Source organism: Sphingobacterium sp. UBA6645 (genome assembly GCF_002455685.1).
Lineage (GTDB): Bacteria > Bacteroidota > Bacteroidia > Sphingobacteriales > Sphingobacteriaceae > Sphingobacterium > Sphingobacterium hotanense.
In genome coordinates this window covers 24,778-48,133 of the sequence record NZ_DKLH01000043.1, presented here as the reverse complement: position 1 = coordinate 48,133, position 23,356 = coordinate 24,778, and the positions used below count along the sequence as shown (strand labels likewise).

Genomic DNA, 23,356 nt, shown 5'->3' with positions numbered 1-23,356 from the left:
TTATGGTGTAGGGAAGAGGATAGTATTTAGTAGTTAGTATTTAGTATTTAGACCTATGGCGGATATAGATGTGAGATATTAGATGTTAGACATTAGAGTTTTCCTGGTTCAAGACCATATTTAAACGGATACTTCAGACGAAACCATACTCTTATATCTCATATCTAATGTCTCATATCTAAATACAACCGTTAAATTTTGTTAATTCAAGCTACTACAGACACGAAAGGCATAGCAATTGCGTTTATGTATTAAAGCAAAAGTAAAAGAGTAAAAATTTCATAATTTAGGTTAATAATTGGTTTGGTAAAAATCCTGAGGTTCCCCGCCTCAGGATTTTTTTATATGATTAACCTTCTTTCGATAGGCTTTTATCGATCACTAGGAATATCAGGAAGAAGATCGCCGAAGGCACTACCCAACCCAATTCGTAGGCAAAAAACGGAATCTTATCCAAAATAGCTAATGTTGAGTCATTCAGCATGCCTAAGTATTTCAAAAGATTGAATGCTGCGATAATTGTCGAAGCTAGCAAAGCGCCTACAAAAGGCAGTTTATGCGTAATGAAGGGTCCAAAAACTACGGTGTAAAGAACTAAGGTAATGACGATAGGATAAACAAAAATCAAAATCGGATACGCGAGAGAGATGATATTATCCACCCCAGTAATGGACAACAAGCATGATAAAATACAACACACCGTCACGAGCAGTTTATAGGAAAGCTTGTTTTTTGTCAATTGGGAAAAGAAGGTTCCGACAGCAGAGGTGAGAGCAATGGCTGTCGTTAGACAAGCTAATGCGATGCTCAATGCGATCGCGATCATGCCATAATGGCCTAGAACGGACTTCGATATATGAATCAATAGCTCCGAACGCTTCATGTTTAGATCTGTAATTCCGGAGGTCGCGCCCAACTGTATCAGTCCACCATAAATCAGGAAAAGACAAATCGCCGCCAATAAGCCGGCAGCAATTACCACTTGATTTTTAGATTTTACACTGTTGTAGCCCTTCGTTCTAGCCGCCGCAATGATAATGCCTGCGAAAATAACAGAAGCCAATACGTCTAATGTTTGATAGCCCTCGGTGAATCCCAAAGTAAATGATTCGCCTGTATTTAAAGATTGAGCATTATAATCTGCTATCGGCGAAAATACACCAATAGAGATAAGGCCGAGCAAGAGCACGAGCAATACGGGTGTAAGAATATTACCGATAATATCAACCACCTTTGACGGTTTGATCGTTAATACCCAAGTCGCTGCAAAAAAGATGATAGATGTCCATATAGGGCTACTATTGGGAAACGATGGCAGGACGCCGACTTCATAGGTCGTCGCGGCCGTTCGTGGAATGGCGATCATTGGACCAATACAAAGCATAATCACACTTCCTAAGATTGGTGCTATGCCCTTATTGATTCTATTTCCTAAATCATTGAACGTATCGCCCGAATTGACGATGGATAAAATTCCAAAGAAGGGTAGTAAAATGCCGGTTAATCCGAAGGCGAGTATGGTTATCCAAACGTGGTTTCCAACTTGTAAGCCGATAAATGGTGGTAATAAAAGATTGCCAGCTCCAAAAAACATGGCAAATAGAGCAAATCCGATGGTAATGATATCTCCGGTCTTTTTCAAAATAGGGGTTTAAGTAAAAAATAAATCAACTAATTGTTTTGCTTCCTTCACGTCATGCACTCGAAGTAGCTGGACGCCACGTTCGAGCAATAAGGTGTTCAGGGCGGTTGTACCCGTTAATACTTGGTCTGCTGTCGTATCTAGTTTTTTGTAGATCATAGACTTTCGCGAAACTCCGCCTAAGATAGGCAATCCAAAGTAATGAAGCTCATCAACACGTAATAATAGTTCATAATTCTGAGGGATAGTCTTCGCAAATCCATATCCGGGATCTAGAATAATGTCTTTAAGGCCTAAAGCACGGAGTGTCGCAACTCGCTCGCCAAGGAAATAGGCTACCTCATTCACAACGTCTTCATATTCTGTTAGGCTCTGCATTGTCTGTGGTGTCCCGCGCATATGCATCAGGATGTAGGGCACCTGTAACCTCGCTACGGTTTCAAACATTTGCTCATCTAATGTGCCTCCCGACACATCATTGATGATGTGTGCACCAGCCTGAATACAGGCGTCGGCTACATCAGCACGAAAAGTATCAATGGAAAGTATGGCTTCAGGATACTTTACAGCAATGGCCTCGATGATAGGCACCGCACGATCTATTTCTTCTGCTGCGTCAATGGTTTTTGCACCAGGGCGGGTAGAATAGGCTCCAATATCGATAATATCAGCACCTTCCTCCAATATCTGTTGTGCCCGAATCAATGCAGCCTCGACTTGAATGTATTTTCCACCATCGTAAAAACTATCGGGAGTAAGATTCAATATTCCCATAATTTTCGGACGATCGAAGGTCATTAAACGACCCTTGAGATTGATGCTTTGGGCGGGAGATGTTTGGAAGATAGGCATGGAGATAGGGGAGATAATGAAATTAGTTAATTCAATAAATCGCGCTTTTCTTGCTGTAATTGTATAGAGCCCTTTAACAAAAGGGCTCTCAATATGTATTTAGAACAATTTATGAATTGCTCTTAAGCATTTCATAAAACTAGACTCAGTAATTCGAGCTGCTTATTTTACGACAAGTACACCGTCTGCTACCACAGAGATATCTTGTTTTGGTTTATTGATCTTGGCAATCTCTTCTTTGCTTTTTCCCATGTCTTCAGCATAGTGTTTTTGCCATTCAACAGTTGTTTCTTTAACTTTCGCCTTACCAGCAACAACGACAGTTTTTCCGATTAAATCTTCAGGAACAAAGTATGCATAATCAGTAAAACGTACCATGATAGGCTCTTGGTCCCCTTCTCTTTTCAGCGTTAGGAAACATCCTTTTTTCTTACATACTTGAACAACCTGACCCTCGATTTTACCGTCGAATGTCTTGCTTTTCGCTAAGTTTGACTCTAGCTTCTTAACAGAAACTGCGCCGTTTTTGTCGATTTTCTTACCATAGTTTACTCCAACTTTAGCCGGTTGGATTTTGCTTTGCGAATGGCTCATGCCGATAAACGCAAATACACAAACTAGCAATGTAATTAACTTTTTCATATCTATTTTCGAATAAATTCAAACTTGCCGCTCGCATCGATCTTCATAATTGTAGAAGCCTGATGTTTGCTCATATCCGTTTGACCATATTGCACAACGTAATCCACGCCTTCTTTGATCTCATCAGCGATCTCCGCAAAGTTCTGCGCGGTTGCATCGCCCGAGATATTGGCTGAGGTAGAAACTATTGGCTTTCTGAAACGTTGAATCAACTCCTCGCAAAATGGATGTTGAACCACGCGAATTCCAATACTACCATCTTCAGCAACAACATTTGGCGCTAAGTTCTTCGCCTTGTTATAAATAATGGTCAATGGTTTGTCCGCAACTTCAATCAATTGATAAGCGACTTCGGGTACCTCCTGTACATAGCCCTCGAGCTGATAATCATTCCCTAAAAGAACAATCATGCTCTTCCCCTTATCGCGACCTTTCAATGCAAAGATCTTCTCGACGGCTTCTGGATTCGTCGCATCGCAACCTATACCCCAGATCGTATCAGTCGGATATAAGATGATTCCACCAGCCTTCAAGGTGTCCAAGGCTTGCTTCATATCATCTTTGTCGTACGGAATTCTCATTTCTTATGACCCCAAATCAATTAAACCGCTACGTTATGATCACGTAGAGCGTCGTTCAATGATGTTTTCTTATCTGTTGATTCTTTACGCTGTCCGATAATTAATGCACAAGGAACTTGGTATTCACCTGCAGGGAATTTCTTCGTATAAGAACCTGGAATTACAACCGAGCGCGCAGGAACATAACCTTTGTACTCCTTAGGCTCCGGTCCAGAAACATCGATAATTTTTGTTGAAGCGGTCAAAACTACGTTTGCGCCTAATACGGCTTCTTCCTCTACACGAACGCCTTCTACAACGATTGCTCTCGAACCTACAAATACGTTGTCTTCAATAATAACTGGTGCCGCCTGTACCGGTTCTAAAACTCCACCAATACCAACACCACCACTTAAGTGTACATTCTTACCAATCTGCGCACAAGAACCTACTGTAGCCCAAGTATCAACCATTGTTCCTTCGCCTACATAGGCGCCAATGTTTACATACGAAGGCATCATAATCACGCCTTTAGAAAGGTAAGCACCATAACGAGCAGAAGCACCAGGAACTACACGAACACCTAGTTCCTTGTAATTAGTCTTCAACTTCATTTTATCGTGATAAACAAAAGGCTCATTCTTGATAACTTCCATATTGCGGATAGGGAAGTACAAAATCACTGCTTTCTTGATCCAATCATTAACGAACCATGTTTCGCCCATGGGCTCAGCAACGCGAAGTTCACCTTTATCTAAGTGTTGAATCACAAATTCAACAGCTTCATAATATTCTTTATATTCTAATAATTGTCTATTTTCCCAAGCTTCTTCAACTAGTTTCTTAAGGATTGTGCAGTCGATCATAACTATTGTAAACTAAATTTTGTTAATCACAAATATGGAGATTTTTGCTGATATGTCGGTCAAAAACAGGCTAAAATTAAGAAGATATGTATATTTTTGTTAAATGGCAGAAGCAGAAAAATTAAGGATCGATAAGTATTTGTGGGCGATTCGTATTTTTAAGACACGTAGTTTAGCTACTGAGGCTTGCAAAGCTGGTCGTGTGAAGTTGAATGGACAAAATGTGAAGCCTTCTTATGTGGTTAAAGTCGGCGAAACCTACCAAATACAGAAGGGGATTGAGCGCAAGGTCATCTTGGTGACGGGCTTGTTAGAACGTCGTGTAGATGCAAAGACTGCTGTGCAATTCTACGAAGACCATACACCGGTAGAAGAAACCTATGCATTCAAATCAACTTTCCATGCCCCAGTATTAAAGCGTGATCGAGGAACAGGAAGGCCAACGAAGAAAGATCGTCGTGAAATCGATGATCTGAAGAGCGATTGGTGGGATAATGAAAATGAGGATTAAACGTAAGAAATCATACTCATTCTATTTATATAGCTGTCTTTTGATAGTTATGTGCTACTCCCATGCCTTTTCTCAAGGTAATAATCAAAAGTTTCCGCTGGACTCTATCGAGCGAGAACTCAACAAAACCTTAAGCCGGAAGACCGCTTACGATAGCGAAAAGGTCGGAAAGCTGAATCAACTTAAATTACGATTAAAACAAGCGAAGACTGATAGCGAGCGCTATGAACTTCAAAAGGCTTTGTTCCATGCTTACCAGTCCTATCAAATCGATTCGGCTATTCGCTATGTTTCTGCAAACGAGCAGCTTGCAAATAGCTTGAAGAATCCGAAGTTACAATATGAATCTTCTATACAATTAGCAGGACTGTATTCCTATGCAGGTCGTTTTATCGAGGCAAATGATATTCTTAAAGCCATTCCACGTGCCACCCTGTCTGCAGACCAGTTAAGCAATTATTTTCGAACATATTCTGATTTTTATTCACATTATGGTCAGAGCACGAACTTCCATGAATACTTTTACCATAGTGGTCGGTATAGAGATTCTTTAGTAACCACGTTACACCAGGATTCTTACGAATACAGGCTATCCGCAGCAACCAAGAACCTTTTTGGAAATGATGAGGAAACCGCTGAAAAACAGTTGAAGGAACTTCTGACCGAATTGGATGAAACGAATAGAGAGCGAGCGGTCGTTGCCTATCTGATTGGATTAATTTATAAACAGCGGAATGACCTGGATGGCCAAATCTATTACTTTGGGTTGTCCGCGCTCACCGATATTAAGAATAGTATTCGTGATAATGCGTCATTACAAAGTCTAGCGTTGGCTTATTTCGAAAAGGATAATATAGATATGGCCTATATTTTTATCCAAAAGGCCATGGAAGATGCGATTTTCTGTAATGTTCGGTTTCGCACCGTTGAAAATTCCTCCTTCTATCCGATTATCAATTCCGCGTTCCAAGAGAAAGAGACTCAACGCAAGAATGAATTGAAGACACTTCTCTATATCATCTCGGTGCTCTCTATCTTGCTCTTCGTCGTGTTTGTAATTGTCTACTTACAAATGAAACGCCTGAAGGTTGTCCGTAAAGATCTTAAAAAGGTTAATGAAGAGCTGTTTAGCTTAAACGAGCAATTATTGGGCACCAATAGAGATCTGCAGGAAGCAAATCACCTAAAAGAGGAATATATGGCGCAGTTTTTCGAAATATGTTCGTCCTATATAGATAAACTCGATTCCAGTCGAAAAGGTATGCTGAAGAAATTGTCGAATAAACAGTATGAAGAAATCAGCAAAGAACTGAAGTCGCCAAACTTTATTAAAGGCGAGCTGGAAGACCTTTACCATAACTTTGATATTATTTTTCTAAACCTATATCCAACCTTTATTCAAGATTTCAATAAGTTGCTGAAAGAAGACGAGCGGATAGTGCTGAAGCAAGACGAACTATTGAACTCTGAACTTCGAATTTTTGCATTAATCCGACTCGGAATTTCAGACTCTACCAAGATTGCTCGCTTCCTTCGATACTCCTTGCGAACGGTTTATAACTACCGCGTAAAGGTTCGAAATAAAGTCGAAGGATCGAAAGAAGACTTCGAAGAAAGCATCAAAAGCATAGGAAATCTTAACCTTTAGCCCTAAAATAGGGTTACTTTTATCCATTGTAATTTATCGTTAACAATCTGTCTTTTAGTAGGTTAATATTGAGATGGGTTACTTTTTTAGTTTAGCCTTCTTGAAATCGATTGAAGTTGCATAGTTGCTCTCTACTTTTGTCTAAGAGGAGACTCTACCTAAGTTATTTTAAATCAACAAACAATTATAAATCCTATGAGGCTTTTTACAAAAGTAACATTTGGTCTATTCCTGTTCTTGTTTACCGTGCTAGGTTCCTTGGCTTTCGGTCAGGCTAGCAATACGATTCAAGGTCGAGTAATAGATGCAACAACCCAGGAGCCTATCGCTGGGGCAACGGTTGCTGTCATTGGAGGGGAAATCAGATCTTCATCAGATGGTGAAGGACGATTCACATTGACAGGCGTACCGAACAACGCAAGACTTCGCGTATCCTATTTAGGGTACGACAATAAGGAAGTCATCGCACAATCTGAAGACATGACAATCAGTATGACAGCCTCAACGAATGCGTTGGAAGATGTAGTCGTAATTGGTTATGGCTCAGTAAAACGTAAGGATGTCACGACCGCAATTGCCTCGGTATCTTTAGAAGATATCAACGAGCGCCCGATCGTCAATGCTGCACAAGCTATCCAAGGTCGTGCGGCAGGGGTTACAGTCACTCAACCGAGTGGTGCTCCCGGAGGCGGGACAGCAATCCGTATTCGCGGTACAACTTCTTTTAACGGTAATAACAACCCAACCTATGTTGTTGATGGAGTGCCCGTTGATAATATTGACTTCTTAGCACCAACCGACATTGCTGATATGCAGATCCTTAAAGACGCATCTTCTGCGGCTATTTACGGTTCGATGGGAGCTAATGGCGTGGTACTAATCACGACAAAAAAAGGTCGCGTTGGAGACGCGAAAATTGGACTGAATCTGCAAACGACCCAAAATAGAATCACCAGTAAGATCGATCCGTTGAATACGGCACAATATAAAGAGTTGATGGACGAGATCGGCTTAGTTGATCTTCCTGTAAACCTTACGGATCAAACAGACTGGTTTAATGAAGCCTTCCGCAAAGGCGTAACCCAGAACTATCAAGTTTCCGTTTCTGATGGTACTGAAAAGCTGAAATATTTCCTATCAGGAGGCTATCTGAATGAGAAAGGGATCTTGAATACCGCTTTCTTCAGACGCTATAGTTTCCGCGCGAACATTGAAAACGATATTCGTAAATGGTTAACAGTCAATGCAAACTTCTCTTATACTGATAATAACCGCAATGGTGTGTCAGAAGGTTTAGGTTCTAACCGTGGCGGTACGGTATTATCAGTGATCAACACGCCAACTTACGCGCCGATTTGGGATCCTTATGAACCTAATCGCTATTTCAACGAATTCTACGGTATCAATAATATCACGAGCCCATTAGAAAATATGGCTAGAAGCAAGAATAACCGCGACCGCGAGAACCGTTTATTAGCTGCTGGTAGTGCTGTGGTGAAGTTTATGCCGGAATTGCAGTTCAGAACATCTTTCGCCCTAGATAGAAGAAATGGCTTGAATACGCAGTTCTTAGATCCATATTCTACAGCATGGGGTAGAGAGAACCGTGGTTTAGCATTCGACGGCCGCAATATGAATACCGTGTTGACTTTCGATAATGTATTGACGTATAACAAGTCATTCAACTTACATAACCTAGAAGCCATGGTTGGTAGCTCTTGGGTAAGTTCAGACTATACCAATAGCTATATCAACGCGTCACACTTCCGTGATGATATCATCCAAACGTTAAACGCTGCTAACAAGATCATCTGGGACAATACAGGGTCTGGCGCATCAGATTGGGCAACCATGTCTTACTTTAGCCGCCTGTCTTACAACTACGACGGTAAATACCTTGTGACAGCGAACTTCCGTGGTGATGGCTCTTCAAAGTTAAGCCCGGAAAATAGATGGAAATATTTCCCTTCTTTCTCGGCAGCATGGCGCTTGTCATCTGAAGAGTTTATGCAGGATGTATCTTGGATCAACGACTTAAAAATCCGCGGAGGATGGGGTAAAACCGGTAATCAGTCTGGAATCGGTGATTATTCCTACTTGATGCAATACAATATCCGTCGTATCGAATGGTGGCTAGAGAACCAACAAAATGCTTTGGCGACTATCAGTCCGGCGAACTTAAGAACACGCGACTTAACTTGGGAGACCACGACACAAACCAACATAGGTTTAGACTTCACAGCTTTCCAACAACGTCTGACAGTGAACATGGATTACTATTACAAGTACACTACTGACATGTTGACTTATATCAGCCTTCCCGAAGGTCAATCTTTTGCTAATACGATCCGTCGTAACGAAGCAGAGATGAGCAACCGTGGTTTTGAGGTCAATGTGAATAGCAAGAATCTGGTTGGCGATTTTAAATGGAATACCAACTTTAACATCTCATTTAATAAAAACAGACTTGAGCATCTAGATTTCCAACAGATTTATGATGCAGCAAGAACATCAGATGTTGTCAATGCCAATGTTGTTCGTAATACACCGGGACGCTCCATGAGTAATTTCTATGGATATATCAGTGATGGCGTTGATCCGGAAACTGGAGAGCTCAAGTATCGTGATTTAAACAACGATGGTCGACTTTCGGTATCCGATCGTACTTTCATCGGAGATCCTAATCCGAAGTTTACTTATGGTTTAACGAACGACTTATCTTACAAAGGGTTCAACTTAAGTTTATTTATCCAAGGTTCTCAGGGCAATGATATCTTCAATGCCTCCCGTATGGAAACGGAAGGTATGTATGATGGCAAGAATCAAACAACAGCGGTTTTACAACGTTGGAGAGTGCCTGGACAGATTACAGAAGTGCCAAAAGCGAATTTCAATATGTTGAACTCTACTTATTTCGTGGAAGATGGTAGTTACCTACGTTTGAAAAACGTATCACTTTCTTACAATATCAAATCTGAGGTATTGAATAGAGCAGGCATCAACAAATTGCAGCCTTTCGTATCGGCGACCAATTTATTCACCCTAACGAAATACAAAGGATTCGATCCTGAGGTAAATCAATGGGGAAATAGCGGCGCAATCCAAGGTATTGACTGGGGAACTTATCCGCAGAGCAAATCTTTTGTTGTGGGTTTAAGCATGGAGTTTTAAGATTTAAACTTGGTAATGATGAAAAGAAATTTCAAATATATATTGTTAATGCTAGGTGCAGTAGGCTTCATGGCTAGCTGTTCATTGGATAAAGATCCCTTGGGAGATTTCTCTGATGTAACCGAAGGCATCAATGAGGAAGGAAAAACAGTCGTATTCAAAGATAAGGCTGCGGTGGATAACCAGATGACCACTATCTATAACCAATTGCGGGATAGACAAGAACACTGGTATATGGATCAGTTACTGATTGCTGAAGCTCACTCTGATAATGCTTACGCAGGTACAACAGGGGCAGAGGTCGTTCCCTTTGAGAATAATGGCATCGAGGGTTCTAATTCCGTTATCGAGCGTGATTGGAGAAGATTTATGGAGGATATTGGTCGGGCGAATGTATTGATCGTGAATATCGACTCGGTAACCGATCAGTCATTAACAACAACGCTTCGCAACCAATATAAGGCTGAGGCAAAGATATTCCGCGCGATGATCATGTTCGATATGGTAAGGTTATGGGGTAATATCCCAGTAACAACAACCGTAGGTGGCGATATTACAGAGGAAACATTGGAAGAAGTTTATGATGACTACTTCCCGGAACAAAAAACAGAGAAAGAAGCCTACGAGCAAATCGTGAAAGACTTGACCGAAGCGATTCCTTACGCGCCATCAAATAATAGCAGCGATAAAACAAAGCTTTCGAAATCAGTTGCGAAAGCGATCCTTGCGAAAGTGTATGCCGAGAAGCCTGTACGTGATTACAGCAAAGTAATTCAATATGCAGATGATCTTGCGGCTGATGGTTTCGATTTGGAAGCCGACTACACGGATTTATTTGGCGTTGTAGAAGGTTCTGCAGATCCTAAGAAACGCAACACAAGAGAGGCAATCTTAGAAGCGCACTACTCACAGGGTAATGGAAACTGGGTGACTTGGATGTTCGGACGCGATTTATCAAACTGGGATAGCAATTTTACCTGGGCAAAATGGGTAACTCCGTCCCGCGACTTGATCAAAGCTTTCCAAACTGAGAACGATCAGATCCGCTATAGCGAGTCTATCGTCTATTATCAGACTAGCTGGAGCAACTACTATCCATCGAGCAATTACCCATTTATGTACAAAACGCGTTCTGCATTCAGCAATATCATTAAATACCGTTATGCGGATATTCTCTTGCTAAAAGCGGAGGCCCTAATTATGGGAAATACGGCTAACCTAGCAGCGGCGGCGGAAATTATCGATAAGGTAAGAGCTCGTGTTAAACTTCCTAAGCTGACCAGCAGCGTCCGTGGAAGCAAAGACGCGATGTTAGAAGCGCTATTGAAAGAAAGACGTTTAGAATTGGCATTTGAGGGGCAGCGCTGGTATGATTTGGTACGCTTAGACAAAGTAGAATCTGTGATGAACAGTGTTTTTGCGAAAGATTCAGGACGTAAACCACAGATCTACCCTTTCAATGAAAACTCGTATAAGATGCCTATTCCACAGGCGATTATCGATCAGAACCCTAAAATCAATCAAAACCCAGGTTATTAAAATTGTGAATTATGCTTAATATCAAGAAACTATTATTATTCGGAACTATATATAGCTCAGTGTTGACCGCTTGTGGCAATGATGCCATCAATGTTACGCCAGAGCCGCCAACAGGCCCACAATCGGGGGATGTAAAAATTTATACAACAACGGCATCGCTAAGCCATGATTTCCAAAAAACATTTGTGGACTTCAGCAAAACATCGAATATGTCGCCGAAGACAATCAAATTAGTCGAGGGAACGAAGTTCCAAACGATGGATGGATTTGGCTCGGCGATTACGGGTTCAACAGCGTACAACCTCCTGAAAATGACGGCGGCAGATCGTACGAAGTTCTTAACAGAGACCTTCTCTCCAACAGAGGGCATGGGACAAAGTTATATTCGTATAGCAATTGGTTGTTCGGATTTCTCCTTGAGCGAGTACACCTTGAATGATAAACCAGGCATCGCGAATTTCGCATTGCAGGAGGAGGAGTTAAAATATGTAATCCCGGTATTAAAAGAAATTTTAGCGATCAACCCGAGCTTAAAGATCATGGGTTCTCCATGGACAGCTCCATTGTGGATGAAGGTGAATAACCTGGCTGACCTTGCGCCTTATGAATCATGGACCGGCGGACACTTAAATCCGAAATATTATCAAGATTATGGTACATACTTCGTAAAATGGATTCAAGCGATGGCAGCAGAGGGTATCAAAATTTATTCGATTACGCCTCAGAACGAGCCTTTGAATCATAAGAACTCCGCTTCAATGGTCATGTTCTGGCCAGAGCAACTTGCTTTTGTAAAAACTTCCCTGGGCCCGAAATTAAAGGCGGCAGGATTGACAACGAAAATCTATGCATTCGACCATAACTACAACTATGATGATATGGCCGATCAGCAGGATTATCCGGTTAAGATCTATGAAGATGCGGTAGCAGCAGCATTCTTTGCGGGAGCGGCTTACCACAACTATGGTGGCGATAAAAAAGAACTATTGGATATCCACGATAAAGCGCCAAACAAGGAATTGATCTTTACAGAAACGTCAATCGGTACTTGGAATGATGGCAACAACTTGGCGAAACGTCTGACAGAGGATATGCGCGAGGTTGCTTTAGGCACAGTGAATAACTGGGCTAAAGGCGTAATCGTTTGGAACTTGATGCTTGATACCGATAAAGGGCCTAATCGCGAAGGCGGTTGCCAGACTTGTTATGGCGCTGTTGATATCAGCAAGCATGACTACAAAACTATACGCAAAAATTCACACTACTATATCATAGGGCATCTGTCATCAGTTGTTAAACCGGGGGCGGTTAGAATAGGAACAGAGGGATATTCGGCTAATGGCCTAGTATACTCAGCGTTCAAAAACACTGATGGCAGTTATGCCTTTGTATTGCTGAATGACACAGGCGAGGCAAGTCGCGTAACCTTGAATGATGGTAAGAACCATTTCAGCTATGAAGCACCTGCAAGTTCTGTTGTATCTTATACTTGGAAGCCATGAGAAAATTAATCAATTATTCCTATTTATTGATGCTCTTTTCGATCCTTGTAGGATGTAAAGAAGAGTTCATTGTGCCTACTGGGGGTGGTAGTCCAACCATTGAGATTGTTACTAAACCGAATGCTGCATTCTTTGCGGATAGCATTAGCTATAAAGTGAAGGTCGCGGATCAAGGGGTCGATTTATCGACCTTAAAAGTCGAGCTTTTATACAGTGAGGATGTTGTCGCGAGCCAGACAATCCGCACCAAAGAATACGGAGAATACCAAGGGAAACTATTTGTTCCATTCTTAAAGAATGTTGCAAACGGTACAGCGACCTTACGTTTTACTGTGCAGAACGTGGAGCTTACAAAAACAGAAGCGCTTGCTGATTTACCTTTGACCCGACCGGATTTCCCTTTCTTGAACTTAATTGTTGAAGGTAAAACCTATAAAATGTTGCGTAAAGCAGCGAATCAGTATGAGGTATCTGATAATTTCGCTACTAAAGTGAACGGATATATCGAAGCACCTGCCTTTGGGGCGAACGGCAACGCCGTACAATTTGGTTGGGATGGCGAAGCCATAACCCAAGGAGTGACGGCTAATATTCCATTCTCGAATATCATTGAGGGCGTATACCCGATCAGCTTCAATACCATGACTTATCAAGCAAGTCCATTTGTTGCTTACAAATTGAACGGCGAGGATATGACGATGGTTGCAGAAGATGTTTATAGCATCGATATGGATATGGACAAAGATCAGGAGCTGGTTTTCGAAGGTCTTCAGGGCTTAGACACTTGGTGGGTTGACAGCGATTTCTTACGTAAAGACGGTGATAAGTTCTTATTCAACGCCATCAAAGGAAGATACCGCATCACCGCAGATCTGAAGAAGAAGTACTTTATCGTCGAAGCGATGAATGGAAGTAATCTGGCTTCGTTGAATGCTGATAGTACAGGAGCAATCTGGATTATTGGTGAAGGTATTGGTAAACCGAGTGTGGCGAGCAATGAAGTGGGCTGGAACACCGATAAAGCACTTTGCTTAGCACCGATCGGCGGCAAGAAATATCGCGTAACAGTGGTTGCCGGAACGTCGATCAGAGCGAACTCGATCAACTTTAAATTCTTCCATCAAAAAGGATGGGGCGGAGAATTTAAAGACGCGGATATTTCTACGACGAGCGATATTATCTTCGTTGGAAATGGAAGCAATGGACGCGACCCTGGGAACTTAGGTATTGTCAATGGCAAGCAATTAGAAGCAGGAGCAACCTATGTATTGGAAGTCGATCTATCGCAAGGCAACAACAAAGCTGTGTTAACTGTAAACAAACAACAATAGTAATATATTAAACTACGGGGGTTAATTCTCCAACCAAGAAGCTGTCCGAAAGGGCAGCTTTTTTTTGTAGTGGTTAGTAGTAAGTATTTAGTATTTAGACGTTTGTTTTGAACCAGGAAAGGAAGGATGCAAGGGTTGGCAGGATCGTGTATGGCGTTGGGTGATGGGAAGGGCAGCGTTCTATTCATTTTGAAGACGTTTAGTGAAACGTCTCTACGCATTGGCGTCCTGTAGGCTTCTATACAGTTTTGGACTATATAGGTGGTAATTATGACGAACCGCGTAGAGCCCTTTCACTAAAGGGCTCCTGATACGTACATTTTTTACACCATCATCCCACAAATATCTGATCCTGACAACCCTTTTATCCTTCCTTTCCTGGTTCAGAAACGAACCCCATTTTTTCTTTCAACATGATCCTGCCCATCCTTGCATCCTTCCTTTCCTGGTTCAAGACGAGTCTAATGTCTTATATCTAACCTCTAATATCTAATAAACCAACTATTACTCAATTCCCTCGTAAACCCATTGCTCTCCCAATACATAACCAATTCAGAACCCTTCTGAAAGGGCTTTGATTTGGGTTTATATTGGGCGATAAAAGGTTTTGACTCTTTTTAGGTCGCTGTTTCTATTTATTCGCATTTATATTAAAAAACTGCTAATTTGGACTTAAATAAACCTCACATGAAAATACGTTCAGCCGTTATGGCGATTTTAATTTTAGGCATTATGACGCTGTCTTCCTCTAGTTTTGCACAGAAAAAAGCACCCACGAAATATATTTTGGTCATCCATGGTGGTGCTGGAACCATCTTGAAGAAAAATATGACCGATTCGCTTGAAAAGGCCTATATAGCGGTTTTGACGCAGGCTTTGGAGACCGGATATAAACAATTGGCGGCGGGTAAATCGAGTTTAGACGCCGTGGAAGCCACGGTACATGTGATGGAAGATTCCCCTTTGTTCAATGCAGGGAAGGGTGCTGTATTTACCAATCAGGGGAAGAATGAAATGGATGCATCGATTATGGAAGGAGCAACGTTGAAGGCCGGTGCTGTTGCGGGGGTTACAACAATTAAGAATCCGATATCGGCAGCTCGTGCTGTGATGGAAAAATCAGAACACGTGATGATGATGGGAGCAGGGGCTGAGGAGTTTGCCAAGCGTGGGGGCCTGACCATCGTCGATCCTTCGTATTTCTGGACAAAATCACGTTATGATGCTTTGCAGAATATCTTGAAACGCGATGCAGAAAAGACGGAATTAGATCATTCAAATCCGCAAACATCGATTGCTCCATTCGTAAAGGATGAGAAATTTGGAACTGTGGGCGCTGTCGCATTAGATAAACAAGGTAATCTAGCCGCTGCAACCTCTACCGGCGGGATGACGAACAAGAAATTTGGGCGCATAGGTGATTCTCCGATTATTGGAGCGGGCACCTATGCTGATAATAACAGTGTTGCGGTGTCATGTACCGGCTGGGGTGAGTTCTTCATTCGTGCAAATGCTGCCTATGATGTTGCTGCCCGAATGAAATATGGGAAAGCTTCCTTGAAGGATGCTTCGCAGCAGGTCATCGATCGTATAGGTAAGATGGGTGGCGATGGAGGTTTGATCGCCTTGGATAATAAAGGTCAGGTGGCCATGCCATTCAATACCGAAGGCATGTACCGCGGAACGGTGACCGAAGATGGAAAGATAAGTGTAGAGATCTATAAATAGAAAAAGAAATCCCTGAGCTGCTTACTCAGGGATTTTATAATAATTGATATAGCGAACAATGCTATTGGCTCTTCGATTGATATAGGCCGATGGTCTTCTTGCATCCCACTTTTGTGGACTTGGCAAAATGGCAATGATAAGCGCTGCTTCCTTTTTCGTTAAGCTTTTGCCCGATTTGTGGAAGTAGTATTGTGCGGCAGCCTCAGCGCCATAAACGCCTTGCCCCATCTCGATAACATTTAAGTACACCTCCAATATCCGCTTCTTGCTCCAAAATAACTCAATCAAGCCAGTAAAGTATGTCTCCAAACCCTTCCGCAGCCAGGAGCGCTCCGGCCAAAGGAATACGTTCTTCGCCGTCTGCTGGCTGATGGTGCTTCCACCACGCAATTTCTTGCCTTCCTGATTTCTTTCAAAAGCCTTTTTTATCGCATCGGTGTCAAAACCATTGTGCGTCATGAAATGCGCATCCTCGCCAGCGATTGCTGCGCGCTTCAGGTTATCCGACATATCTTCATAGGCGAGCCATTTCCTGTCAATCTTCCATTCCTTACCGGCTTCCTTACGTTCAAAACCGCGTTGAAGCATTAAATATGTAATTGGTGGATTAATAAAGCGTAAGGCAATCACCCAGAGTATGGTAATTGCAAAAAAAGCTAATATCCCCTTGAGAACCCAACTCAGGGTCTTCTTGGATAAAGAGGAATTGGATTTTGGTTTGTTTTGCTTTCTCTTGTTTGTATTCGTAGCACGCTTAATAGCCATCTGCACTAATTTTGATGCAAAGCTACTAGGTATTTTTTAATTTCCATGTCATAAACAATAATCTTCCCGCATTTTTGAACTGCTCTGCGCCGCTCACCTCTCCATCTACATCCCACGACTCTCAATCCTGCAAAGTTGTAAAATCTAGATTCTAAAGTCTTACCTCTAATGTCTCACATCTAAAATCTCATATCTAATGTCAGCTCTAAAATCTTTGGCAAATCGGCACAATTCTCCTATTTTTACAGCTTAGATAAATAAAGAGACTACCTTGGCAAAAGAAAAGAAGCAAACCCCTTTAATGCAGCAATATAACACGATTAAGGCGAAGTATCCTGGCGCGTTATTGTTGTTTAGAGTGGGCGATTTTTACGAGACATTTGGAGAGGATGCGATGAAGGCGGCCAAAATATTAGGAATCGTTTTAACGAAGCGTGGGAATGGCTCGGAATCGGAGACTGCTTTGGCGGGATTTCCGCATCACTCATTGGAGACCTATTTGCCGAAGTTGGTGCGTGCAGGACAGCGGGTTGCCATTTGTGATCAATTGGAGGATCCTAAGCAGACCAAGACAATTGTGAAGCGTGGGGTGACAGAATTGGTGACGCCAGGGGTCTCCTACAACGAGAATATCGTTCAACAGAAATCGAATAACTATTTGGCATCCCTGTTTATCGATAAGCAGAGCATTGGCATCTCTTTTTTGGATATTTCAACGGGTGACTATCTGGTTGCACAGGGCAGTTTTGGCTATATCGATAAATTGCTTCAAGGTTTTAAACCAACGGAAATTATTCTTCCGAAAAAACAATATAAAGAATTTGTGGAGCATTTTGGCTCTTCCTATTATACCTATACGCTAGACGAATGGCCTTATACAGGTGACTATGCAACGGAATGCTTGTTGAAGCATTTCGAAGTCAATTCGATGAAAGGCTTTGGTATAGATCGACTGCCAGTTGGTATCATCGCTGCGGGTGTAGCCCTACATTACTTGAATGAAACGGAGCACCGTAATCTACAGCATATATCGAACATCTCGCGGATCGAGGAGGATCGGTATATGTGGCTGGATCGCTTTACGATTCGGAATCTGGAGTTGATCGGCTCGCAGAATGAAAATGCAACTACGCTTTCGGACGTTTTAGATGAGACCTCCTCACCGATGGGGGCGCGTTTGCTGAAACGCTGGATCGTGATGCCGCTGAAAGATGTAAAGTCGATCAACGAGCGTCTGCAGGTGGTTGAATATTTCCATAAGCACCGCGAATTGCGCGAGCAATTGATCGGCGAGATCAAGCAGGTCGGCGATTTAGAACGTCTGATCAGTAAGATAGGCTTGCAGAAAGCAAACCCACGTGAGATAAGCCAGTTGAAGCGGGCCCTGTACGCGGTAGAGAAATTAAAGACATTATGCGATGTACCGGCATCGGAGTCTTTACGCATTATCTCGGAGCAATTGAATCCTTGCGTTTTGATACGTGAGAAGATTGAGTCGACCATACAAGCCGAACCTCCTGTAGCGCTGAACAAGGGTAATGTAATTGCTGATGGCGTTGATGCGGACTTAGATAAATTGCGTAAGGTGGCTTTTGGAGGTAAGGATTATCTCTTGGAGATCCAAAAGCGCGAATCGGAAGCGACGGGCATTCCATCGTTGAAAATTGCCTTCAATAATGTATTTGGCTATTATTTAGAAGTTACGAATACACATAAAGACAAGGTTCCTGAGGGTTGGATCAGAAAGCAGACTTTAGTGAATGCGGAGCGATACATTACCGAGGAACTTAAAGAATATGAAGAACAGATTCTAGGAGCTGAAGAGAAGATTCAGCAAATAGAAAATAGATTATACCGCGAACTATTAATTTCAATTGCGGAGTATATCAAGCCGATTCAACTGAATGCGCAATTGATTGCGAAACTGGATGTGTTATTGAATTTCGCGACCATCGCGGAGAAGAATTTCTACGTGAAACCGGAAGTCAATAATAGCAAAGCCTTGGATATTAAGGGCGGTAGACATCCCGTTATTGAGAAGAACCTGCCTATTGGTGAGGATTACATTACTAACGATACCTACCTGGATCCGGAGACACAACAGATCATCATTATCACCGGTCCGAACATGGCGGGTAAGTCTGCCTTGTTGAGACAAACGGGATTAATTGTGCTGATGGCTCAAATTGGATCGTTCGTGCCTGCCAAAGAAGCAGAGCTAGGGGTAGTGGATAAAATCTTCACCCGCGTGGGTGCTTCTGACAACCTGTCCTCGGGCGAGTCGACCTTTATGGTGGAAATGAACGAGACAGCGAGCATCATGAACAATCTTTCGGATCGTAGTCTGATCTTATTGGATGAGATTGGTCGTGGCACAAGTACTTACGATGGTATCTCCATTGCATGGGCTATTGCAGAATATTTACATTCGCATCCTGCGGCGCGCGCAAAAACCTTATTCGCAACGCATTATCATGAGCTAAATGAGCTTTGTAACTCCATGCCTCGTATCAAGAATTACAACGTCAGCGTGAAGGAAGTGAACAATAAGGTCATCTTCCTGCGTAAGTTGGTTCCTGGCGGATCGGAGCATAGCTTCGGTATCCACGTAGCCAAGTTAGCTGGTATGCCGCCAAAGCTTATCGGACGTGCGAGTGAGATTTTGAAACGTTTGGAGCAGGAGCGTACCGGTGGAGAGAAAATCAAGGATAGCATGCGGAAGATTCAGAAGCAGGCGTATCAGCTGCAGATGTTTGCGATAGATGATCCAGTATTGGAGAAGATTCGTGATATGCTGAACAATCTTGATGTCAACACCCTGACACCGGTAGAAGCGTTGATGAAGTTGGATGAGATTCAGCGCTTGCTGAAGAATTAAGGAATCGATCGATGGGAAGTATTTTCCAATTTAAGCAGTTTGCGGTAGATCAACAGGATTGCCCCATGCGCATCAATACGGATGGCGTGATTCTGGGCGCTTATGCGTCTGCAGATTCCCCACAGCATATTTTGGATATTGGAACGGGGACCGGTGTGATTGCTTTAATGTTGGCACAGCGCTTTGAAGACGCTACGGTTACCGGGGTAGAGATCGATGAACTAGCCGCGCATACCGCCAAAGTGAATTTTACGGCATCTCCATTCGTAGATCGTTTAGAATTGGTAAACTCCGATATTTTCCTTTGGAATCCCTCAATTAATTACGACCTGATTGTTTCGAATCCACCTTTTTACATCAATTCCCTGCACAACCCCGATGCTAGACGTAAAACGGCCAAACATACGGATGTTGCGTTCTTCGAAGGTTTATTACGCTTCGTCGCATTACATTTAAAGAGTACTGGGAAACTGCAGATAATCGTTCCTGTGGAGCTTAAAGACTTTCTGGTCAGCATGGCAGCAACTCAGGGTTTACATTTGCTAGAGGAGCTTAAAATACGTTCATTCGACGACGCAGAGCCCATTCGCTTAATCTTAAGCTTCGCGAAAACGCAGATAATAGAAATTTCATCGGAAGATTTTGTGATCTACAGGAATCGGGGCGAGCATTCAGATGCCTATAGACAATTATTAAAACCCTTCTTTTTAGCTTTTTAGAAATGAAGATAGGACTGATATCGGATACACATAGCTACTTGGACCAAGCGGTATTTACCTACTTTGAGCATTGCGATGAGATTTGGCATGCTGGTGATTTCGGAAGTATGGAGGTCATTGAACAACTGCGTGATTTTAAGCCCTTGCGTGGCGTATTTGGTAATATAGACGATAAGGCTATTCGACTAGAATATCCAGAAAACTTGCGCTTCCACTGTGAGGGTGTTGATGTTTGGATGACGCATATCGGTGGTTATCCAGGGAAATATTCGCCTTTGGTTCGTGAGGAGATCAAGAAAAACCCGCCCAAGCTTTTTATATGCGGACATTCCCATATTCTGAAGGTTCAATTTGATCAGAAACTAGGTTTATTGCATCTCAATCCGGGTGCTGCCGGGAAACAAGGCTGGCATCAAGTCAGAACACTGATGCGCTTTGACATTAATGGCGATAAGATTGAAAATTTGGAAGTGATTGAGCTGAATCCGCGTTATTAGACCTATAAGCTATCGCGGACTTCAATTAAGAAACTCTTTAGTTTTTCTAGGGAATCTACCACACGTTGGTTTTCTTTCGCTTCGTTCTTGTTGCTACGTAAGAAGTCGCGCGCACCTTGAAGGGTGTACCCTTTATCTTTTACTAAGTTAAAGATGATCTTGAGATTAGAGATATCATTCTGCGTGAACAGGCGATTTCCTTTTTTGTTCTTCTTAGGTTGTAGGATATCGAACTCACGCTCATAGAATCGGATTTGTGAAGCATTAACACCGAACATTTCGGTTACCTCTCCCATTGTATAATACAATTTATTAATTTCTCGATCTTTATAAGGCATGTGTTTCCGCGTTGATGATATTAACAAATATACAACCTAGTTTTGAAAATCAAAAAAAGCGAGCCTTTTATAAAGTTGGTACCTATTTTGTAAATTTAACAGCATGAAAGGTAAGGTGATTGTCAGCAGCTTTTGGACTCGTTTTTTTTCCTTCGGAAAAGCACAGGCCATTACGATATTCCCCTTCATCTTTCTGCGCTATCGTATCGATAAAGCGGATAAAATCCTTATAAACCACGAAAGGATACATATTATCCAAGCCCTCGAGCTGCTCGTCATCCCTTTCTATATCTGGTATCTCAGCGAGTTCTTATATCGCTATATTCAACATCGAGACTTTAATACTGCGTATTTCCATATCTCCTTTGAACGTGAGGCTTATAGCAATCAGCACGATATGAACTACCTGAAGAAAAGGAAGCGATTTGGGTTTTTGGCATATTGGCACTAGATATTAGAGAATAGACATTAGATTTTAGACTTTTCCGGTATGGTTTATTTTTTTTACAGGAAAGGAGGGGGCAAGGGGGGATTGTCTTGAACCAGGAAAGGAAGGATGCAAAGATTGACAGGATCCTGCTAATCCTTATATCCTTTTTTTCCTGGTTAAAAACAAACTATCCTTCCTTTCAAAACAAACTACTCCTTCAAATATTGACACCCTTCTACTGTCTTAAATCTAATGTCTTTAATCTTATATCTAATCTAAAATCTAAAACCTAAACGGCGAAACCGGCAATCCTCTGCTGTTAAACAAATTTGGCATAGCTGTCTCGGAGAATCCGAACTTGACAGACACTGGGTTTTTCACTTCTTTGGATTGTACAATCAGCTTATCGCCTTTAATGGTTCCCTTTGCGGGGTAATATTTATTGTCGGCGCCGGCGATTTCCAGTTCGGTGATATCACCCTTGGATTTAAGACCGCCTTCGGCGTAGTAGAAGGATACCTCGATTTGATTCCCTTTGATTTCGTGGGATTTGTATATCGGTGATTTATAGTTTTTGATGGGTTTGTCGTAGACTTCTGCTAATGTCATATCAGATAGGCGTTTTGCAACCTCTTTCTTTTGGTTGGGGTGAATGTTCTTGACATCGTCGACTAAGTCCGTGATGACAACCATTCCAGTTTTTTGGAGTTCGAGGGCAGTTTTTGATTGCAGTTCGCGCAATAGTGCACCTTTTGGTTCACCCTTACTATTGTATGCGTATGGTGCGATCTGAACAAAGTAGAAAGGGAAGTCGTTGTTCCATGCATTTCTCCAGGCGGTTACTAAAGCTTTCATAAGTTTGTCATAGCTAGGGTAGTACCCGACGTTACTTTCGCCCTGGTACCAATACGCTGCAGTCAGGTTGTATCCGGCATAAGGATGGATCATGCTGTTCCATAAAACGCCACCTTCGTGCGGACGATAGGGGTTTACATCCTGCATTTTCGCATATTTCAGTAGAAAAGGGTCATTGACGATCAGGTGGTTTGGCGTCCATACTTCAGCACCCGTTCCACCCCAGCTGGCATTGATGACACCAATTGGGACATTTAATTCCTTATTTAGTTCCTTGGCGATAAAGTATCCGATAGCGGAGAAAGGTTTCAATGTTTCAGCGCTCAGGGTAGTCCAGCTATTGTTGATATCCTCTTGCGGATAATTTGCTGCGATGCGGCTTACTTGTAATAAACGGATATTGGGATTATTGGCCGTCGGCAGCTCGTCCATGATTTCTTTGAGGTTTTGATTCCCGCCCCATTCCATATTAGATTGTCCTGAACATAGGAATACATCACCCAATAGAATATCGTTAAGGCTGATGGTCTCATTATTCGAGATTATTTTTACTTGGTATGGTCCGCCAGCTTGCCCTGCTGGAAGTTTAACCGTCCATTTGCCGTTGTAATCTACTTTAGTCGATACAGTATCTTTAAACCATGATCCGATGACTTTAACAGGTCGATTCGCACCTCCCCATCCCCAGAAATTGATTTCTGTATTACGTTGAAGAACCATGTGGTCGGATAGGAAATGTGGTAAGCGAAGTTGTGCTACAGCAGTTTGCAACATGGCAATGCTGGCAATGAAGCCTAGCGTTAGTGATTTTAGTTTCATTGGGTTTGATATAGGTTTAAGTTATAAAAGTAAGAAAAGTTAGGGATTAGCCATCCTGTGCTA

Annotated in this window: 19 protein-coding genes; 11 read left to right on the top strand and 8 right to left on the bottom strand. The window is 42.3% G+C overall.

Annotated features, from left to right (window positions below):
- Nucleotides 1–349 precede the first annotated feature (349 nt).
- From brnQ to B2400_RS07260, 5 genes are all read right to left on the bottom strand, one after another.
- The gene (gene brnQ / locus B2400_RS07280) at nt 350–1,642 is read right to left on the bottom strand and encodes a branched-chain amino acid transport system II carrier protein (RefSeq protein ID WP_293932187.1); all 1,293 of its coding nucleotides are present in this window, start codon (nt 1,640–1,642) and stop codon (nt 350–352) included.
- 9 nt (nt 1,643–1,651) lie between these two features.
- Entirely contained in the window at nt 1,652–2,416 is a 765-nt protein-coding gene (gene folP, locus B2400_RS07275) for a dihydropteroate synthase (protein ID WP_394344159.1), read from the bottom strand.
- Nucleotides 2,417–2,656: 240 nt separating this feature from the next.
- On the bottom strand, nt 2,657–3,136 hold the full coding sequence (locus B2400_RS07270; protein ID WP_293932185.1) for a DUF4920 domain-containing protein: 480 nt from the start codon (nt 3,134–3,136) through the stop codon (nt 2,657–2,659).
- Between the two features lie 2 nt (nt 3,137–3,138).
- Complete coding sequence (locus B2400_RS07265; RefSeq protein WP_149527180.1) at nt 3,139–3,717, bottom strand: L-threonylcarbamoyladenylate synthase; 579 nt, start codon at nt 3,715–3,717, stop codon at nt 3,139–3,141.
- Nucleotides 3,718–3,737: 20 nt separating this feature from the next.
- Nucleotides 3,738–4,562, bottom strand: coding sequence for a 2,3,4,5-tetrahydropyridine-2,6-dicarboxylate N-succinyltransferase (locus B2400_RS07260; RefSeq protein WP_187773893.1), 825 nt, complete (start codon nt 4,560–4,562; stop codon nt 3,738–3,740).
- A 103-nt stretch (nt 4,563–4,665) separates the two neighbouring features.
- Here B2400_RS07260 and B2400_RS07255 point away from each other — a divergent pair, with 103 nt between their 5' ends.
- The 7 genes from B2400_RS07255 to B2400_RS07225 all read left to right on the top strand — a co-directional run bounded on the left by B2400_RS07255 (nt 4,666) and on the right by B2400_RS07225 (nt 15,992).
- Nucleotides 4,666–5,073, top strand: a complete 408-nt coding sequence (locus B2400_RS07255; RefSeq protein WP_286651886.1) for an RNA-binding S4 domain-containing protein — start codon at nt 4,666–4,668, stop codon at nt 5,071–5,073.
- A gap of 49 nt (nt 5,074–5,122) precedes the next feature.
- Nucleotides 5,123–6,721, top strand: a complete 1,599-nt coding sequence (locus B2400_RS07250; protein WP_286651885.1) for a DUF6377 domain-containing protein — start codon at nt 5,123–5,125, stop codon at nt 6,719–6,721.
- Nucleotides 6,722–6,916: 195 nt separating this feature from the next.
- Nucleotides 6,917–9,892, top strand: coding sequence for a SusC/RagA family TonB-linked outer membrane protein (locus tag B2400_RS07245; protein WP_293932182.1), 2,976 nt, complete (start codon nt 6,917–6,919; stop codon nt 9,890–9,892).
- Between the two features lie 15 nt (nt 9,893–9,907).
- Nucleotides 9,908–11,431 (top strand): RagB/SusD family nutrient uptake outer membrane protein, encoded by a 1,524-nt coding sequence (locus B2400_RS07240; protein WP_223110831.1) that lies wholly within the window; start codon nt 9,908–9,910, stop codon nt 11,429–11,431.
- An 11-nt stretch (nt 11,432–11,442) separates the two neighbouring features.
- Nucleotides 11,443–12,933: a glycoside hydrolase family 30 protein gene (locus B2400_RS07235; RefSeq protein ID WP_149527176.1), complete on the top strand. Its 1,491-nt coding sequence runs from the start codon at nt 11,443–11,445 to the stop codon at nt 12,931–12,933.
- Entirely contained in the window at nt 12,930–14,264 is a 1,335-nt protein-coding gene (locus B2400_RS07230; RefSeq protein ID WP_293932179.1) for a DUF5125 domain-containing protein, read from the top strand. The genes B2400_RS07235 and B2400_RS07230 overlap by 4 nt, the downstream gene beginning before the upstream one ends.
- Nucleotides 14,265–14,951: 687 nt before the next feature.
- Entirely contained in the window at nt 14,952–15,992 is a 1,041-nt protein-coding gene (locus B2400_RS07225) for an isoaspartyl peptidase/L-asparaginase family protein (protein ID WP_286651881.1), read from the top strand.
- 21 nt (nt 15,993–16,013) lie between these two features.
- Here the strand turns inward: B2400_RS07225 and mtgA are convergent, their stop codons facing one another.
- Entirely contained in the window at nt 16,014–16,757 is a 744-nt protein-coding gene (gene mtgA / locus B2400_RS07220) for a monofunctional biosynthetic peptidoglycan transglycosylase (protein ID WP_149527173.1), read from the bottom strand.
- Between the two features lie 301 nt (nt 16,758–17,058).
- Here mtgA and mutS point away from each other — a divergent pair, with 301 nt between their 5' ends.
- From mutS to B2400_RS07205, 3 genes are read left to right on the top strand one after another with little or no spacing between them, the layout of a single operon-like run.
- Complete coding sequence (mutS, locus tag B2400_RS07215; RefSeq protein WP_293932177.1) at nt 17,059–19,635, top strand: DNA mismatch repair protein MutS; 2,577 nt, start codon at nt 17,059–17,061, stop codon at nt 19,633–19,635.
- An 11-nt stretch (nt 19,636–19,646) separates the two neighbouring features.
- On the top strand, nt 19,647–20,354 hold the full coding sequence (locus tag B2400_RS07210) for a tRNA1(Val) (adenine(37)-N6)-methyltransferase (RefSeq protein ID WP_293932175.1): 708 nt from the start codon (nt 19,647–19,649) through the stop codon (nt 20,352–20,354).
- A 2-nt stretch (nt 20,355–20,356) separates the two neighbouring features.
- A complete protein-coding gene (locus tag B2400_RS07205) occupies nt 20,357–20,851 on the top strand; it encodes a metallophosphoesterase family protein (protein ID WP_149527170.1) in 495 nt (164 codons plus the stop codon).
- Nucleotides 20,852–20,853: 2 nt separating this feature from the next.
- Here B2400_RS07205 and B2400_RS07200 read toward each other — a convergent pair whose 3' ends face one another.
- Entirely contained in the window at nt 20,854–21,189 is a 336-nt protein-coding gene (locus B2400_RS07200) for a MerR family transcriptional regulator (protein WP_149527169.1), read from the bottom strand.
- Nucleotides 21,190–21,292: 103 nt separating this feature from the next.
- Here B2400_RS07200 and B2400_RS07195 point away from each other — a divergent pair, with 103 nt between their 5' ends.
- On the top strand, nt 21,293–21,640 hold the full coding sequence (locus B2400_RS07195) for a hypothetical protein (RefSeq protein ID WP_293932173.1): 348 nt from the start codon (nt 21,293–21,295) through the stop codon (nt 21,638–21,640).
- A 261-nt stretch (nt 21,641–21,901) separates the two neighbouring features.
- Here the strand turns inward: B2400_RS07195 and B2400_RS07190 are convergent, their stop codons facing one another.
- Nucleotides 21,902–23,293, bottom strand: a complete 1,392-nt coding sequence (locus tag B2400_RS07190; protein WP_246172313.1) for a sialate O-acetylesterase — start codon at nt 23,291–23,293, stop codon at nt 21,902–21,904.
- Nucleotides 23,294–23,356: the final 63 nt, after the last annotated feature.